Genomic DNA, 15,542 nt, shown 5'->3' with positions numbered 1-15,542 from the left:
GCGAAGAATGACAAAAAGCGAGTGAACAACATGAAACAAAAAATCCTGTTTATCGACCGCGATGGCACCCTGGTGGAAGAACCACCGCTGGACAAACAACTGGATCGCCTCGACAAGCTGGCCTTTGAGCCCGGCGTTATTCCCGCCCTGCTCACCCTGCAAGACGCAGGCTACAGGCTGGTTATGGTCAGCAACCAGGATGGCCTGGGTACCGACAGCTTCCCACAAGCGGACTTCGACGCCCCCCACAGCCTGATGATGGAAATCTTCGCGAGCCAGGGCGTGCGCTTTGACGATGTGCTGATCTGCCCACACTTCGACGAAGACAACTGCAGCTGCCGCAAACCCAAACTGGGTCTGGTAAAGGACTACCTGCAGCAAGGCAAGGTGGATTTTGCCAACAGCTACGTGATCGGCGACCGCATCACCGATGTGCAGCTGGCAGAAAATATGGGCATTACCGGTATACAGTACGCGCCAGATGGCACCAACTGGCCCGCCATTGTGCGCCAGCTCACTACCGTACCGCGCACCGCCGAAGTGGTGCGCACCACCAAGGAAACCGACATCAAAGTGGCGGTAGACCTGGACGCCAGCGGTGGCAGCGCCATCGATACCGGCATCGGCTTTTTCGATCATATGCTGGACCAGATCGCCACCCACGGCGGCTTTCGCATGAATTTGAGTGTCAAAGGCGACCTTCATATCGACGACCATCACAGTGTGGAAGACACAGCCCTGGCACTGGGAGACGCCCTGGCGCAAGCACTGGGCGACAAACGCGGCATTGGCCGTTTCGGTTTTGTGCTGCCCATGGACGAATGCCGCGCCCACTGCACCATGGACCTGTCCGGCCGCCCCTTTATGCGTTTTGACGGGGACTTCAGCCGGGAAACCGTCGGCGGCCTGGCCACCGAAATGGTGCCGCACTTCTTCCGCTCCCTGGCCGATGGTTTGCGCTGCAGCCTGCACCTGGGGGTAGACGCGGGCAACGGCCATCACCAGGTGGAAGGGTTGTTTAAAGTATTTGGCCGCGCCCTGCGCCAGGCCATTCGTGTGGAAGGCACTGAGCTGCCCAGCAGTAAGGGTGTGCTGTGACAACAAACATCGTCATTGCGAGGCCGCAGGCCGCGGCAATCTCTATCAGGTCACTCCACAGTGGTTGAGATTGCCACGCTGCGCTCACAATGACGGGCTAATTTTGAGTAATAGAGTATGAATGTAGTCATCCTCGATACCGGCTGCGCTAACCTGGCCTCGGTACGCTACGCGGTGGAACGGCTGGGCTATCAACCGGTGGTCAGTCGCGACCCGGATGTGGTGCACGCCGCCGACAAAATACTGTTGCCCGGCGTAGGCACCGCCAACGAAGCCATGAACAATTTACAGCAACGCCAGCTACCGGAGCTGATCACCAGCCTGACGCAACCGGTGCTGGGTATCTGTTTGGGCATGCAACTGTTGGCGTCCTATTCTGAAGAAGGAAAGTCGGAAGAAGGCCAGCAAGCCTGCCTGGGCCTGGTAGACGCCCGGGTCAACAAAATGGAAACCGGCCAACTGCCCCTGCCCCATATGGGCTGGAATGCCGTTGCCAGTGAACACCCGCTGTTTAACAGCATTAAAAGCGGCGATTACTTTTATTTTGTGCACAGCTTCGCCCTGCCGGTGGGCGACTACACCATCGCCACCTGTGATTACGGCGGCCATTTTTCAGCCGCGATACAACGGGGTAATTTTTACGGCGTACAGTTTCACCCGGAGCGTTCCGGCAAAGCTGGCGCGCAGTTGCTTAAGAATTTCTTGGACATGTAAAAACCCCGTCATTGCGAGGGAGTGAAGCGACCGCGGCAATCTCGTGACTCCTCTACCTCCCTGATGGAGATTGCCGCGTCGCCTGCGGCTCCTCGCAATGACGTGAATATTTAGGTAGCAGATTATGATCATCCCCGCTCTCGATTTAATCGACGGCAACATCGTCCGCCTCTACCAGGGGGACTACGCCCAGAAAACCGTTTACGGCGACAACCCGCAAGCGCAGTTTCATACCTACCACAACGCCGGAGCCAGCTGGCTGCATCTGGTGGATCTGGATGGTGCAAAAAATTCTGAGGACCGTCAGCTGAATGTGATTCGTCAACTGCTGGATGGTGTGCCCGCAAAAATCCAGATTGGCGGCGGCGTGCGCTCGGTGAATGATGTACGCAACCTGCTGTCTGCCGGTGCTGCCCGTGTGGTTGTCGGCTCTTGTGCAGTGAAAGAAAAAAACGAAGTCGCCCAATGGTTCGAAGAATTTGGCCCGGAAAAAATAGTGCTGGCGTTAGACATTAATATTATCAACGGCGAAAAACGTGTGGCCGTTTCTGGCTGGCAGGAAGACTCCCAGGAAACCCTGGAAAGCCTTATTCAATTTTACAAACCATTGGGCTTGCGCCACGTATTGTGCACCGACATTTCCCGCGACGGCACCCTGGCGGGCAGCAACGTGGGCCTGTACAAAGAAATGACTGCGCAATACCCGGACATTGCCTGGCAGTCTTCCGGCGGAATCGGCAGCCTGGAAGATATTGCCGCCCTGCGCGGCACCGGCGTCAGCGGCGTCATTGTTGGCCGCGCATTACTGGAAGGCAGATTCACCACCGAGGAGGCCATCGCATGCTGGCAAGGCGCATAATTCCCTGTCTGGATGTTCGTGATGGCCAAGTGGTCAAAGGCGTGCAGTTTCGCAACCACGAAACCATTGGCGACATCGTACCGCTGGCAGAACGTTACGCCGCCGAGGGCGCCGACGAACTGGTGTTTTACGACATCACCGCCAGCTCCGACGACCGGGTGGTGGACAAAAGCTGGGTAAGCAAAGTGGCGCAGGTAATCGACATTCCCTTCTGCGTGGCTGGCGGTATAAAAACCCTGGACGACGCCCGCCGCATTCTGGAATACGGTGCCGACAAAGTGTCGGTAAACAGCCCGGCGCTGAGCAACCCGCAATTAATCACCGATCTGGCCAACGCCTTTGGAGTGCAGTGCATCGTGGTGGGTGTGGACTCCTACTTCGACGCTGAACAGGGCCAGTACCAGGTGTATCAATTTACCGGCGACGAAAAACGCACCAGCAACACCGGCCGCAAAACCCTGGACTGGATTGACGAGGTACAACAGCGCGGCGCCGGCGAAATTGTGCTGAACGCCATGAACCAGGACGGCGTGCGCAAAGGCTACGACATCGACCAAATGGCAAAAATTCGCGAGCGTTGCACCGTGCCGCTGATCGCCTCCGGCGGGGCTGGCGACATGACGCACTTCCGCGATGTGTTCCAACAAGCCAACGTAGACGGCGCACTGGCCGCCAGCGTGTTTCACAAACAGGTGATTAATATTGGCGAGTTGAAAAATTATTTGGCAGGCGAAGGGGTCGTGGTCCGTCCTTGATACCCATTACTCTGCCACCCCGCCACCCTGCCACCCTGAGCGCAGCGAAGGGTCTCTATTCTGTTGAAGAAAAGGCGACTGCGGTACCGCCTGAAGCAACCCTGTCAATGAGTAGACTCCAAGCACAAACCAATAAAACTTATCTCAAAAAACCGCCACAAAATATTTCGCTTCCATAACCCTATCCTACAAATTGATATTCCGAATTCGCGCCTTAACTGAAGCAGCTTCGTTGCTGTCTTTCTGTGCCATCTCAAACAATTTTTTCACTTCATCCAAATAATTTGGAAACTGTTTGGCCAACTCAGCCAAACCATTATAGCTCCAGGCGCGTACAAATTTATTGTCGTCACCCAGGCAATAACGAAGGTGGAAATATACTGCTTCTTGTTGCTTCTCAGAAATTATCAAACCAGAAAACAACTGCAAAGTATGCAGGCGCAATGGCCAGCTATCTGCCCGGATAAGAATTTCCAGCAAATCATGGGACTGCTCGGCACTGAATACAAAACCCTTTTCCCAGGTGTATTTTAACAACCAACTAGCGGCTTGAGGCGCCGCGCCCGCTTCGCTATTACAAAGTGTAATCAATTCAGAAACCAGGTTGTGGCCAAGGGGCTTTCTCCCGGCAACGGCTTTTAGCTGCGCCACATCTTTACCATCAAACTGATAAATCGCCTGTTGCAGCTCTGCCCTCACAGCAACAATTCCCCCTCGATGGGAATAAACAGCTGAGCGGCATCAATCAATGAATTCGCCGTTAACGCTGGTACACCATAGACTTCTGTCACCACATCCTGCTTGCCGGCGCGCAGTAACAAACGGTCAAAATCCCCATCACCAGATGCCAGCACCACCACATCGGCCTGTGCCAGATGATCCATCACATCGATGGCAATACCCACATCCCAATCCCCTTTGGCGGAACCATCGCTGCGCTGAATAAACGGTTTCAACTTTACTTCAAAGCCGATAGCTCGAAGGATATTCTGAAACTGCCGCTGCTTTTCATCACCCCGGTCGATGGCGTAGGCATAGGCGGCGACCAGCTCGCGGCCTTCAGTTGCCTGCGCCCAAAAGCGGTTGTAATCAAAGCGCCGCCCGTAGCCCTCGCGGGTGGTGTAATAAATATTCTGCACATCGACAAACAGTGCTACTTTTTGCATTATCGACCCTGTTCCCAAACTGTATATGGAGAGGCTAATGGAAGGTTTACTGGATAACAGACAAGAGTATATCGACAAAGCCATTGAGTTGGCGATGACCCACGGGCCAAAACTGCTGCTGGCCTTATTGGTGTTAATTATCGGCTGGTGGCTGAGCAACCGCATTGTGCGCCTGTTGGAACGCGCCCTGACGAGCAGCAACGCCGAGCCCACACTGGTGAAATTTTTGCAAAGCATTGTGGGCATTATTTTGAAAATGGTGGTACTGGTGATTTTTGCCACCACCATTGGCGTAGAAACCGCCTCACTGATCGCCATTATGGGTGCCGCTGGACTGGCAGTGGGGCTGGCATTGCAAGGCAGCCTGGCCAACTTTGCCGGTGGTGTTTTGATTTTATTTTTTAAACCCTTTAAAGCCGGAGATGAAATCGAGGCCCAGGGTTACCGCGGCGTGGTACAGGAAATTCAGATTTTTAATACCATTTTGCTGACCCGCGACAATGAACGCATTGTGATTCCCAACGGCAACCTGTCTAACGGCTGTTTAAAAAATATTTTTGTGGAACCCACACGCCGAGTGGATATGACCTACGGCATCAGCTACGAAGACGATATTGGCAAAGCCAAACAGGTGATTGCCGATGTACTGGCGGCGGACGAAAACGTATTAAAAGAACCCGCCCCGGATATTTTTGTCAGCGCTCACGCCGACAGCTCCATCAATATTCTGGTGCGCCCCTGGTGCCAGTCAGAATACTACTGGGACGTGTACTTTGGCACTATGGAAAATGTAAAACTGGCGTTTGACCGGGAAGGCATTTCTATTCCCTATCCGCAGCGGGATTTGCATATTAAATCCGGGCAGGTGTAAAAATCCGTGATTATTGCGAGCCGCTTTGCGGCTCGCGATAATTAAACTTCTTCCCGCCAATGGATATCCAGACCACTCAAAGCCTGCAAGTATTCCTTTTTGGAAAGCAAACCAACGCAGGGCTGAGCACCGGTCGAGTTTATAGAGACCCTTCGCTGCGCTCAGGATGACAGTATCAAAGCGCCCCCACCCTGGCGGGGGTAACGGAAAATTTTTTAAATCCCCCGATAAACAATCCCCACCCAAACATCCGCTTTTAAAAACCCGCCGTTCCAAACTCCGTCCAAATCCGCTGTGGGTTTGGCGGCAACGGTTTCTTCTTCGGTTTTTCCTTCATTTTTTAACGCTTTGATACGTGCGTAGGCGATGGCCAACATGTCGCGGTATTTTTGCAGTTCGGCTTTGTTGGAGAGTGGGCCGTGGCCGGGGATAATCTTCGTGTTATCGTCGCTGTGAGCGAGAATTTTGTCTACCGCTTTGATCATGCCGGCGATGGAGCCACCACTGTCCGGGTCGATAAACGGGTACATGCCGGCAAAGTACAAATCACCGGCGTGGATCACATTGGCATTGTTGAATACCACAAAGCTGTCGCCATCGGTATGGGCGTTGCCAACATGCACGGCGTTCAGTGCATCGCCGTTCCAATGCAGAGTCAGGGTGTCGGAGAAGGTTACCACCGGCAGTGCGGCTTTGGGTTGCGGTGGCGACTTCATATTAAAGGCTTTGACAAACTGTTCACTGGTGAGGCGTTTGCGCACGTTGTCGTGGGCAACAATAACACTGCCCGCATTACCAAAGTGTTCGTTGCCGCCGGTGTGGTCTCCGTGCCAGTGGGTGTTGAGCAAAAATCTGGGTGTGTCGCCACCGAGCTTTTTAATGGCGGCAGTAATGCGGCCGGCCAGTGGCGCAAATTGATCGTCGATTAAAAATGTGCCGTCTTCTCCTACCGACACCCCCAGGTTGCCACCGGCACCTTTCAGCATATAGATGCCATCGGCTACCTGGGTAGTTTCAATTTTTACATCTGCATAGGGGTCGTGGTTGTGAGCAGCCGCTGTGCTGGTGGCCAGTATAGCGGCCAGTGCGAATAGTGCTTTTTTCATGGTGTTCCCTCCACTTGTTCAAAACTGCTGGGGCTTTCTATTAAACCGGCAACCTTATAGGTTGCGTTTAATAATGCGGCACAGGGATGTGCCGCCGCTGGCGTAGCCAGCGCAAGCTCAATAAAATCCAGCACTTCCACGCAAGTGCGCCAGGTTTTATTGGGCGCGCAATACAAAAGGCAGGACGCCTTTTGTATTGCCGGGTTAATAGTCAGCCGTTTTTGATGTTGTTAATAAACTGGTTGGACTGATCAATGGATTGCTGCATCTGGTAAATCAGCCTGCCCACATCGGCGTCGATGGTTTTCAGCTCGCCTTTTAAGGAGTCGATGGCGCGGGCATTTAGATTGTGTTTCAAGTACAAAGTTTGATCCCGCAGGGTGTTAAGCACTGGGGTCACGCTTTTTTCTGCCAGGCGCATGGTGCGCACCAGGCGCTTGTAGCGGGCGCGGGTGTCGCGCAGTTTGGCGGCGCTGTCCCGGCGCAGGCGGTCACTGGTGTAGCTGTCCAGTTCTTCTTCCCATTCGTCGAATAAATCTTCGGCTACATTTTCCACACTGTCGATACGGGCGGTTATTTTGGCGGCGGCTTTTTCGCTGTCCTCAAATTCCCCTTTCAGCTGGCTGTAGAGCTTTTCCAGGTTGCCACCGTCAAAGTTCACCACCGAGCGGTATTTTTCCAGGGCATCCTGAAATTGCTCCTGGGTATCTTGCTGGGCTTCCTGGGTGTCTTCAATACGATCCACCAGAATGTCCCGCTTGTGTACACCGACCTTTTCCCAGGCGCCGTAGTAGGCGCTTTCGCAACCGGCGAGCAACAGCAGACCTGCACAACTGGCTAAAATTTTGGTTCGCATAATTCCTCCCAATCACGCGCAATACAAAAGGCAGGATGCCTTTTGTATTGCCGGATTAATAGATGCTCGGTTTACCCTCCGGGCATTGTTTAAAGCGTTTGTATTCCCATTGATATTGCTGGGGCGCCCGCTTCACTGCGGCTTCGATACTGCGGTTGAGGGCAGCCAGCGCCTCGCTTTGCTCAGCGCTGTAGATTGCCGGGTCTGGCTCCATATAGTAAACATCAAAACCGCCGGGCACCCGCAGAATAAAGTGCACTATGGCCTGTGCCCCGGAACGCTGCAACAGTTTATTAAGCAGCGTCATGGTCAGCGCCCGGCGACCAAAGAAGGGAGCAAACTCGCCGCTGGTGAGATCTGGCTCCTGGTCCGGCAACACACAACTGGTGCCACCGGCACGCAGCTTTTTGATCAGTGCCATTACGCCGCGCTTATCGGTGGGCACCATATCCCCTCCCAGACGGCTGCGGGAGTTCTTCAGAATGGCGTCAAATTCCGGGTAGCGCGCCGGTTCGTACATGGCGGTCATATGGGTTTGCTGGCCGATCACCGTGCCAATCACTTCCCAATTGCCCAAGTGCGGAGTTACCAGAAGGATACCTCGCTCATCCGTCAGTGCCCGGTCGAGCAATGCCTGATTGTGTACCTGCTTGACCTTTTTGGCGACCCACTCAGGCGGGCGTTGCAACACCAGAGGGATTTCGAAGCAGGTTTTGCCAAACTCGATAACGCTGCGGCGAGCCAGGCTACGCTGTTCCGATTCACTTGACTCCGGCATGCAATGTTGGATGTTGGCCAGAGTGATTCTGGCTTCGCGGCTTTTACTCAGCCACATGGCACAACCCAGGGCAGAGCCCAGGCAGCGCACCACTCCCAGGGGCAAGCGGCCAACACTGCGGAACAGCGCCAAGGCGACTTTTGTTTTCATACTCAGATTTTCAACCCATTGATAATGGCGCTGAGCTTACCGGAAAACCGTAAACTTCGCAGTGTCGCTATGGGCATCGGGCTTTTAAGTTTAGGCGTTGGCCCCTATGAAAAACACCAACGCTCGATATGAAGATCAGCATCTGATGGGGATCGCCACCCAAAGTCTGATTGAGAGAGCGGCTTTCTCCCAACTAATCACTTACTTCCGCCCCCATCCCCCCGTATAATTGCCCGCTTTTGGACCGTGAGATATTCAAGCCGTGGCGACACCCGACACATCAACTTTCCAGGGGCTGATTAACGCCCTGCAAAACTACTGGAATCAGCAAGGCTGCGCGATTATGCAGCCGCTGGATCTGGAAGTGGGCGCTGGCACCTTCCACCCCGCCACCTTTTTGCGCGCCCTGGGCCCGGAATCCTGGAATGCTGCCTACGTACAACCCTGCCGCCGTCCCACCGATGGCCGCTACGGTGAAAACCCCAACCGCCTGCAGCACTACTACCAGTTTCAGGTAGTGATGAAGCCGTCGCCAGCCAATATCCAGGAATTGTACCTGGGCTCCCTGCAAGCCATGGGCGTGGACCCGGAAATACACGATATCCGCTTTGTGGAAGACAACTGGGAATCCCCCACCCTGGGCGCCTGGGGGCTGGGCTGGGAAGTGTGGCTCAACGGTATGGAAGTCACCCAGTTCACCTACTTCCAGCAGGCCGGTGGCCTGGAATGCTATCCGGTTACCGGCGAAATCACCTATGGCCTGGAACGCATTGCCATGTACCTGCAGGGAATGGACAGCATTTACGACCTGATTTGGACCTATGGCCCAGACGGTACGCCTGTCACCTACGGGGACATCTTTCACCAGAATGAAGTGGAAATGTCGGCCTACAATTTTGAACACGCGGATGTGGATTTTTTGTTCCAGCAGTTTGACCACTACGAAAAAGAGTGTGCCAGGCTGGTGGCCGCCGAGCTACCCCTGCCCGCCTACGAAATGGTGATGAAGGCATCGCACGTTTTTAACCTGCTGGACGCCCGCCACGCGATCTCTGTAACCGAGCGCCAAGGTTATATTTTGCGAGTTCGCGCCCTCTCTCGCGACACAGCCACCTGTTACTTTAACAAGCGAATGGCGCTGGGCTTCCCGCTGGCACCCAAAGCGCTGGCGGATGAAGTAATCGCCGCCAATCAAAAGGAGGCGCAGCCATGAGTGCAGATTTTCTGGTAGAGATTGGCACCGAGGAGCTGCCACCCAAATCCCTGTTGCCGTTATCTAACGCCTTTCACGACAACATCGTCAAAGGGCTCAAAGACGCCCAGCTGAATTTTGAATCCAGCGTTGCCTATGCCTCCCCTCGCCGCCTGGCAGTGTTGGTTAAGTCGCTGGCAGAACAGGCGCCCAGCCAGGAAATTGTCGCCTGGGGCCCACCGGCGAAGATCGCTTTTGACGACAACGGCAACCCGGCCAAAGCCGCCGAAGCCTTTGCCAGCAAGAACGGCATCGACATCGCCAACCTGAAGGTGGAAAACGACGGCAAGCAGGACAAACTCTGCCACCGCGCCAGCAAACAGGGGGCCAAAACCCGTGATGTTGCCGCCGGAATTATCGAAACTGCCCTGAAATCCCTGCCCATCGCCAAACGCATGCGCTGGGGGGCTTCCCGAACCGAGTTTGTGCGCCCCATGCACTGGCTGGTGTTGCTGCACGGCGACTCTGTGCTGGACGCCAACGTGTTGGGCATTCAATCCGGCCGAACCACTCGCGGCCACCGTATCCACAGCAGCGGCGACATTGCCATTGCCAGCCCCCCCGAGTACCTGGAGCAACTGCGCGCTGGCTACGTAATGGCAGATTTTGCCGAGCGCCGCCAGCTGATTCGCAGCCAGGTGGAGGCCGCCGCTGAACAGGCGGGCGGACAGGCAGTGATCGACAGCGACCTGCTGGATGAGGTCACCGCCCTCAACGAATGGCCCACCGCCCTGTTGGGCCGCTTTGAGGAGCGCTTTTTGGAGGTGCCCGCCGAGGCGCTGATTTCCTCCATGAAGGAGCACCAGAAGTACTTCCATGTAATAAATAGCCATGTAATAGATAGCCATGTGGTAGACGGCAAAAGCAAGCTGCTGCCGCTGTTTGTCACCGTGGCCAATATCGAATCCAAAGACCCGGCCCAGGTGATTGCCGGCAACGAGCGGGTAATTCGCCCACGGCTGGCGGACGCGGCCTTTTTCTACGACACCGATAAAAAGACGCCCCTGGCCGAACGCCGCGAAAAACTGCAAAAAATCGTTTTTCAGGCGCAACTGGGTACCGTTTTTGAAAAAACCGAACGGGTCGCCAAACTTGCCGAGGCGCTGGCACCCATTGTTGGCGCCGAGGCGAGCCATGCACGCAGAGCGGCTCAATTGTGCAAGTCGGATCTGGTATCGGAAATGGTGCTGGAATTTAGCGACCTGCAAGGTCTGATGGGCCGCTACTACGCCCGGCACGATGGCGAACACAGTGAAGTGGCCGAAGCGCTCTACGAGCAATACCTGCCCCGTTTTGCCGGTGATCAGCTGCCACTCACCAAAACCGGCACAACCCTGGCGCTGGCGGACCGCATCGACACCCTGGTGGGCATTTTTGGCATTGGTATGCCACCCAGCGGCTCCAAAGACCCGTTCGCCCTGCGCCGCGCCAGCCTGGGTGTGCTGCGCCTGTTGGTGGAAAACCATATCGACCTGGATTTGCGAGAAGTGCTGACCACTGCCGTCAATCTGTACGGCGACCTGCCAAAAGCAGACGGCGTTGTAGAGCAAGTGCTTACTTACATGACAGACCGTTTCCGTGCTATGACTGTGGATCAGGGTATCTCCGCCGAGGTGTTTATGGCGGTAGCCGCCAAACAACTCAGTAACCCGCTGGATATCCACCGCAGAGTGCAGGCGATACAGGCTTTCACCGAACTGGAACACGCCACCGCACTAGCCGCCGCCAACAAGAGAGTGTCCAATATTCTGGCAAAATCCGACCTGGAGCCGTTTGCCCAAATTGACGATACACTGCTCACTGAGCAGGCGGAAAGAAACCTGTATGACGCGCTGGACGTTGTTGCAAACACTGCGGAGCCACTGATCAACGAGGCAAACTACACCGAGGCCATGAAAAAAATGGCGGTGTTGCAAGGGGATGTGGATGCCTTTTTTGATCAGGTCATGGTGAACGTGGACGATGAACAAGTGCGTCGCAATCGCCTGACTCTGCTCAAGTCGCTGCAAAACTTGTTTTTGAATGTAGCCGATATTTCACTACTGGTACCCGCGAAGTAAAAGACCATGAACCCGGTAAAAACAGCCTTTTACGGCATACGTTCGGCACTGTTCTACATCACTTATGTGCCTTGCATGACCTTTTTTTCCAGCTGTGGTTTTACCATTGGCCAGCTGGTGCCTTACAAAACCCGCCACGATATCGTGTCGTTGGGCACCTCTTGCACCAACTTCTGGCTGCGGGTGTGCTGTGGCGTGAAGATTGAAACCGTTGGCAAAGAAAATATCCCGGATGGCCCCATGGTGATTCTCGCCAAGCATCAGTCCACATGGGAAACCTACCACATGCAGCGGCTGTTCCGGCCGGTGAGCACCATCCTCAAGAAAGAGCTGCTGTCCATCCCCATTTTTGGCTGGGGCCTGAGCAAACTGCACCCTATTGGCATTGACCGGGGCAACCCCCGCGCCGCCATGAAACAGATTATGGCTCAGGGCAAAGAGCGCCTGGCGGAGGGCAATAACGTGGTGATTTACCCGGAAGGCACCCGCGTTGACCCCGGCGAAAAAGGCAAATACGCCCGCAGCGGCGCAGCGCTGGCCATTGAAGCCGGTGTACCGGTGGTGCCCCTGGCCCACAACGCCGGGTTGTGCTGGCCCGGCCGACGCTTCCTGAAATTCCCCGGTACCATAACCGTGGTTATCGGCGAACCCATCGCCACCGAAGGCCTGACCAGTAAAGAACTCACCGAGCGGGCCGAAAGTTGGATTGAGCGGCAGCAAGCGGTTATTGATCGTCCATAAGTACCAACCATCTCACAACTAAAGTGTTAACTGGTTCACAATTTTATAATTCTTTCCGGCGATAAGGAATCCGCTGAATATTAACGTTATTGCAGCGTATGACTATGAAACTGGTTGAAGAAGACCTTACCGGTCGCCTCTACACACACAACGATCGCAGATCCGCCGACAGGCCATTTTTTGGCATGGATCGGCGTCGTGGCCCCAGGCGCACCAACGCCGACCGGCGTCAGTCCATCCGCTTTGAATCCGACCGCCGCACCAATGCCGGCCGCCGCAAAAGCGATTTTGATATGCGTGATTATCAAACAAACCTTAAGTAAGCTGCGCTTTCAGCCCTGAGCACCTCCCGGATAACCACTTCCCTAAGTCCAGTCACTTTTGACCTGGGTTAGTCGCTGATTTACTGCTACATTACGGGTAGTTGAAGTGGAGCATTCTCAATGACTTTTCAAAGTGCTTACACCGGCCCGGAGCGCCGACAAAACAAACGCCGCATACTGGCCGACCGCCGCCAGGACATTCGCTTTGAGCCGGGCAAGCAAGACCGCCGCCAGGGAGACGGGCGTCGTGATACGGACCTGGATATTTGGGAAGATCACCCGTAGCTTTGCCTTATCGCGAAGGTTTGTCGTTAACCAGGTGTTGTATGGTTAGCCGGAAACACAACCTGACCAATTTTGCAGCAGACGATCAATCACCGCGCTCATATCCCCATCGCTTAATTCACCGCGCTCCGCCATGGAGGTGCACAGATTGGCACCGTATGCCGGTTGCTGCCAATTCGCTTTCAGCAGTGACAACGCCGGGCCGCCGCCGGCAATAATATCCTTGATCACCAACGGGCTGAACATGGCCGCACTCTCCATAACCGGGCACTGCACCACATTGTGAATTGCCGTGAGCAATTTGGGACCAATAAATTGCGGCGGCATGGTACCGGTGGTTTTGGCTAACTGTCGCTCGGCATGGCTGCTGTAAAAATCCAAAAAAGCATTGCCCTGGCGGAATACCATAAAAGCGTTGTGAACTTTCTTGTATACCCGGAGTTTATCCGCTTGTTTGTCATTGCTCTGCACCCAGACCTCACGACCCACGGCATAATTTTCGGGCAATTCTGCTTGCGAGGGCAGGCGAAATTTTTGCGGAGCAAAAATCAAAAAATCCGCATCGCACCAAACTACCGTTTGATAACCGTCCGCAAGAAATTTTTGAATCCATTTTAAACGCGCCAAATCCGTAGCGATGACTGTTTGTTCCGCAGTTTTTTCCAGCAGGAATTTATCCATCGGGTCGAATAATTCGTCGCACAAATATCGGTAATCATAATTGCAGTTTTGTGCCCAGCTTTTTACGGATTCCATACAACGGCTCAGCCAGCTGTATGGCAGTGGCTGTTTATGGGACTGAAACACCAGTGTGGTATTTTTTTGCATTAATTTTTTGAAGAAATATTGTGGAAATTTAATCGGTTATCAACGTCTGGGTTTAAAGCGCAGAATTTTTTTGCCGTTAATGCATCCGAAATTGATTTTCGCTGCGTCTATATAGCCACAGAGAGACGATACAGGAGAACCCACCATGACCACTCTGAAAAAAAACCACTTTTTAAATATCGCTGGCCTGCTCGGTCTGGCTTGTATTCTGCTGGCTTTTTACGGCACCAGCTTCGCCGACGAAACCCGTATGGTGCAACAACCTTACGCTACCGAAGTGGCAGCGGTGGCTGCAGCGGCAAACCGTTTTAACCCGGATTCTATCCGCAAGGACCGGGAATACATGGGCACCATTTTGAAAAAAGATGGCCTTTACTACTACACCTATACTGTTGGTCATCGCGGCCACGATGAAATCACTACGTTGTTGCCCAGCGGCGAGTTCGGCAAAGCGGTGGCACTGTGGCAGACCCACGGCCGCGTCAGCCATAAGAATCGCTTCTTTTCTCCGTCGGATACCGATGTGGCAAAGCGCCTCGATCTGCCTTTTTACCTGGCGGACCACACCGGCGAACTGAAAGTATATAACCCCGGTGACGCAACCCTGCCACTGCTAACTGCTCAGCGGGAAGGTTTTTTTGTACGCGGCGCTTCCGAAGGCAACCGGGTTAAAGACGAGCTTGGCAATGTGGTTGCCGTGGCCACCAAGACATCGGAACAGGTGAGTGGCAAAGATGGTAAACGAGTTGCCGAACTGCATTAGTTTATAAATGCACTGGCCCGGATACGACATCCCCTTGACCCACACCCCACTGATCATGCCAGTGGGGGGGTGGTTTTTTTGTGGCGTTAGAAAAATTCAGTCGTATAAATTTTTGGCAAACGCATCCACATGGAATTGAATATCGTCTTCTCCAATCTGGTCAAAAGGGTTCTCCAGGTGGGCCTGGATATTCGACAGGCTCACCAACACCAGTGAAAACAGTATCGGCATGGCGTAGGTTACATAGTCTGAGTAACCCGACGCCTGGCTCGCAAAATATGGGCCGTAGATAATTGGCAGCAAACTGATAAACACAGCACTGAATGTGCGCAGGGTTTTTGGGGTTCGGTACTGATAAATGTGTTTGATGTTTTCAAACGCAAACAGCATTTTGCTCAAGTACTGATTGCAGCGAGATACTTCTCCACTGGCCAGGCCATTGCCGCGCAGATCGGTTTTTATAAACCGGGACAGTTGCGAAAATTCCCGATAAACCAATTCTTCATTGCTGCGCAACTTCTCGTCTTTATCCGATAACAATTGACTGGTGGCATTAAGTACCTGCTGCAAGAGGTCACGGGATTTTTGCAATAAATCCTTATCGGGGATTTCCAACCAGTCGCGCGTGGCAAAAAAAATCGCTCGGCCATTGGATTTCAAAGCGCTGTATTCCACAAGCGCCTTTTCCCGCCGCTTATAGGCGCCATTGATGGAAAACACCACTGGAAAAACAACGGCAGTCGCCACAAGGGTAAGAGGGAAATCTGCCGTCACCTGATATTTGATGCACAACCAGGTAGAAATAATGGCGGTTACTGTGACCAACAGTGTTCTGAGATTGATGATTTTCCAAAGGCTTTTCATTGCTTCTCTCTTTATTTTTCTGGCAAAACCTTCATTGCGTCATCGCGAGCGAAGCGCGGTGATCTCAAACCAC

At 53.9% G+C, this 15,542-nt stretch carries 19 protein-coding genes; 11 read left to right on the top strand and 8 right to left on the bottom strand.

Translation table 11 applies throughout. The features are described from left to right. Nucleotides 1-30: 30 nt before the first annotated feature. From hisB to hisF, 4 genes are all read left to right on the top strand, one after another. Nucleotides 31-1,098 carry a bifunctional histidinol-phosphatase/imidazoleglycerol-phosphate dehydratase HisB gene (gene hisB, locus ACVBEJ_RS07315; protein ID WP_447128960.1) on the top strand — a complete coding sequence of 356 codons (1,068 nt, stop codon included), beginning with the start codon at nucleotides 31-33 and terminating at the stop codon, nucleotides 1,096-1,098. Nucleotides 1,099-1,215: 117 nt separating this feature from the next. After that, nucleotides 1,216-1,812, top strand: a complete 597-nt coding sequence (gene hisH, locus ACVBEJ_RS07310) for an imidazole glycerol phosphate synthase subunit HisH (protein ID WP_447128959.1) — start codon at nucleotides 1,216-1,218, stop codon at nucleotides 1,810-1,812. A 124-nt stretch (nucleotides 1,813-1,936) separates the two neighbouring features. Beyond that, nucleotides 1,937-2,671, top strand: coding sequence for a 1-(5-phosphoribosyl)-5-[(5-phosphoribosylamino)methylideneamino]imidazole-4-carboxamide isomerase (hisA, locus tag ACVBEJ_RS07305; protein WP_447128958.1), 735 nt, complete (start codon nucleotides 1,937-1,939; stop codon nucleotides 2,669-2,671). Then, nucleotides 2,653-3,426, top strand: a complete 774-nt coding sequence (gene hisF, locus ACVBEJ_RS07300; RefSeq protein WP_447128957.1) for an imidazole glycerol phosphate synthase subunit HisF — start codon at nucleotides 2,653-2,655, stop codon at nucleotides 3,424-3,426. The genes hisA and hisF overlap by 19 nt, the downstream gene beginning before the upstream one ends. Nucleotides 3,427-3,612: 186 nt before the next feature. Here the strand turns inward: hisF and ACVBEJ_RS07295 are convergent, their stop codons facing one another. Both ACVBEJ_RS07295 and ACVBEJ_RS07290 read right to left on the bottom strand, forming a co-directional pair. Beyond that, nucleotides 3,613-4,125, bottom strand: a complete 513-nt coding sequence (locus ACVBEJ_RS07295; protein ID WP_447128956.1) for a hypothetical protein — start codon at nucleotides 4,123-4,125, stop codon at nucleotides 3,613-3,615. Then, nucleotides 4,122-4,592 carry a LabA-like NYN domain-containing protein gene (locus ACVBEJ_RS07290; protein ID WP_447128955.1) on the bottom strand — a complete coding sequence of 157 codons (471 nt, stop codon included), beginning with the start codon at nucleotides 4,590-4,592 and terminating at the stop codon, nucleotides 4,122-4,124. The genes ACVBEJ_RS07295 and ACVBEJ_RS07290 overlap by 4 nt, the downstream gene beginning before the upstream one ends. A gap of 37 nt (nucleotides 4,593-4,629) precedes the next feature. On the opposite strand from ACVBEJ_RS07290, the gene ACVBEJ_RS07285 reads away from it, so the two are divergent. Beyond that, on the top strand, nucleotides 4,630-5,463 hold the full coding sequence (locus ACVBEJ_RS07285) for a mechanosensitive ion channel family protein (RefSeq protein WP_447128954.1): 834 nt from the start codon (nucleotides 4,630-4,632) through the stop codon (nucleotides 5,461-5,463). A gap of 215 nt (nucleotides 5,464-5,678) precedes the next feature. Here ACVBEJ_RS07285 and ACVBEJ_RS07280 read toward each other — a convergent pair whose 3' ends face one another. The 4 genes from ACVBEJ_RS07280 to ACVBEJ_RS07265 form a co-directional block, all read right to left on the bottom strand. Beyond that, complete coding sequence (locus ACVBEJ_RS07280; RefSeq protein ID WP_447128953.1) at nucleotides 5,679-6,569, bottom strand: MBL fold metallo-hydrolase; 891 nt, start codon at nucleotides 6,567-6,569, stop codon at nucleotides 5,679-5,681. Then, nucleotides 6,566-6,709, bottom strand: coding sequence for a hypothetical protein (locus tag ACVBEJ_RS07275; RefSeq protein ID WP_447128952.1), 144 nt, complete (start codon nucleotides 6,707-6,709; stop codon nucleotides 6,566-6,568). Before ACVBEJ_RS07275 ends, ACVBEJ_RS07280 begins: the two co-directional genes overlap by 4 nt. A gap of 71 nt (nucleotides 6,710-6,780) precedes the next feature. Continuing rightward, nucleotides 6,781-7,425 carry a DUF2959 domain-containing protein gene (locus ACVBEJ_RS07270; protein ID WP_447128951.1) on the bottom strand — a complete coding sequence of 215 codons (645 nt, stop codon included), beginning with the start codon at nucleotides 7,423-7,425 and terminating at the stop codon, nucleotides 6,781-6,783. A 55-nt stretch (nucleotides 7,426-7,480) separates the two neighbouring features. Continuing rightward, nucleotides 7,481-8,353, bottom strand: coding sequence for a lysophospholipid acyltransferase family protein (locus ACVBEJ_RS07265; RefSeq protein ID WP_447128950.1), 873 nt, complete (start codon nucleotides 8,351-8,353; stop codon nucleotides 7,481-7,483). Between the two features lie 262 nt (nucleotides 8,354-8,615). On the opposite strand from ACVBEJ_RS07265, the gene glyQ reads away from it, so the two are divergent. The 5 genes from glyQ to ACVBEJ_RS07240 all read left to right on the top strand — a co-directional run bounded on the left by glyQ (nucleotide 8,616) and on the right by ACVBEJ_RS07240 (nucleotide 13,014). Further along, nucleotides 8,616-9,566 (top strand): glycine--tRNA ligase subunit alpha, encoded by a 951-nt coding sequence (gene glyQ / locus ACVBEJ_RS07260; RefSeq protein WP_447128949.1) that lies wholly within the window; start codon nucleotides 8,616-8,618, stop codon nucleotides 9,564-9,566. Beyond that, nucleotides 9,563-11,665, top strand: a complete 2,103-nt coding sequence (glyS, locus tag ACVBEJ_RS07255) for a glycine--tRNA ligase subunit beta (RefSeq protein WP_447128948.1) — start codon at nucleotides 9,563-9,565, stop codon at nucleotides 11,663-11,665. Before glyQ ends, glyS begins: the two co-directional genes overlap by 4 nt. A 6-nt stretch (nucleotides 11,666-11,671) precedes the next feature. After that, nucleotides 11,672-12,406 (top strand): lysophospholipid acyltransferase family protein, encoded by a 735-nt coding sequence (locus tag ACVBEJ_RS07250; RefSeq protein ID WP_447128947.1) that lies wholly within the window; start codon nucleotides 11,672-11,674, stop codon nucleotides 12,404-12,406. 104 nt (nucleotides 12,407-12,510) lie between these two features. Next, nucleotides 12,511-12,729 (top strand): hypothetical protein, encoded by a 219-nt coding sequence (locus tag ACVBEJ_RS07245; RefSeq protein ID WP_447128946.1) that lies wholly within the window; start codon nucleotides 12,511-12,513, stop codon nucleotides 12,727-12,729. A gap of 120 nt (nucleotides 12,730-12,849) precedes the next feature. Continuing rightward, the gene (locus ACVBEJ_RS07240; RefSeq protein ID WP_447128945.1) at nucleotides 12,850-13,014 is read left to right on the top strand and encodes a hypothetical protein; all 165 of its coding nucleotides are present in this window, start codon (nucleotides 12,850-12,852) and stop codon (nucleotides 13,012-13,014) included. Nucleotides 13,015-13,059: 45 nt separating this feature from the next. On the opposite strand, the gene ACVBEJ_RS07235 is transcribed toward ACVBEJ_RS07240, so the two are convergent. Next, a complete protein-coding gene (locus ACVBEJ_RS07235; protein WP_447128944.1) occupies nucleotides 13,060-13,842 on the bottom strand; it encodes a hypothetical protein in 783 nt (260 codons plus the stop codon). A 145-nt stretch (nucleotides 13,843-13,987) separates the two neighbouring features. Between ACVBEJ_RS07235 and ACVBEJ_RS07230 the strand changes: the two genes are divergently transcribed. Further along, nucleotides 13,988-14,605 (top strand): DUF4329 domain-containing protein, encoded by a 618-nt coding sequence (locus tag ACVBEJ_RS07230; RefSeq protein ID WP_447128943.1) that lies wholly within the window; start codon nucleotides 13,988-13,990, stop codon nucleotides 14,603-14,605. A 96-nt stretch (nucleotides 14,606-14,701) separates the two neighbouring features. Here the strand turns inward: ACVBEJ_RS07230 and ACVBEJ_RS07225 are convergent, their stop codons facing one another. Beyond that, nucleotides 14,702-15,469, bottom strand: coding sequence for a hypothetical protein (locus tag ACVBEJ_RS07225; RefSeq protein WP_447128942.1), 768 nt, complete (start codon nucleotides 15,467-15,469; stop codon nucleotides 14,702-14,704). Nucleotides 15,470-15,542 lie beyond the last annotated feature (73 nt).

This window comes from Porticoccus sp. GXU_MW_L64 (assembly GCF_052983295.1).
Note: the sequence above shows the minus strand (reverse complement) of the source record. Positions and strands in the feature narration are given on the sequence as shown.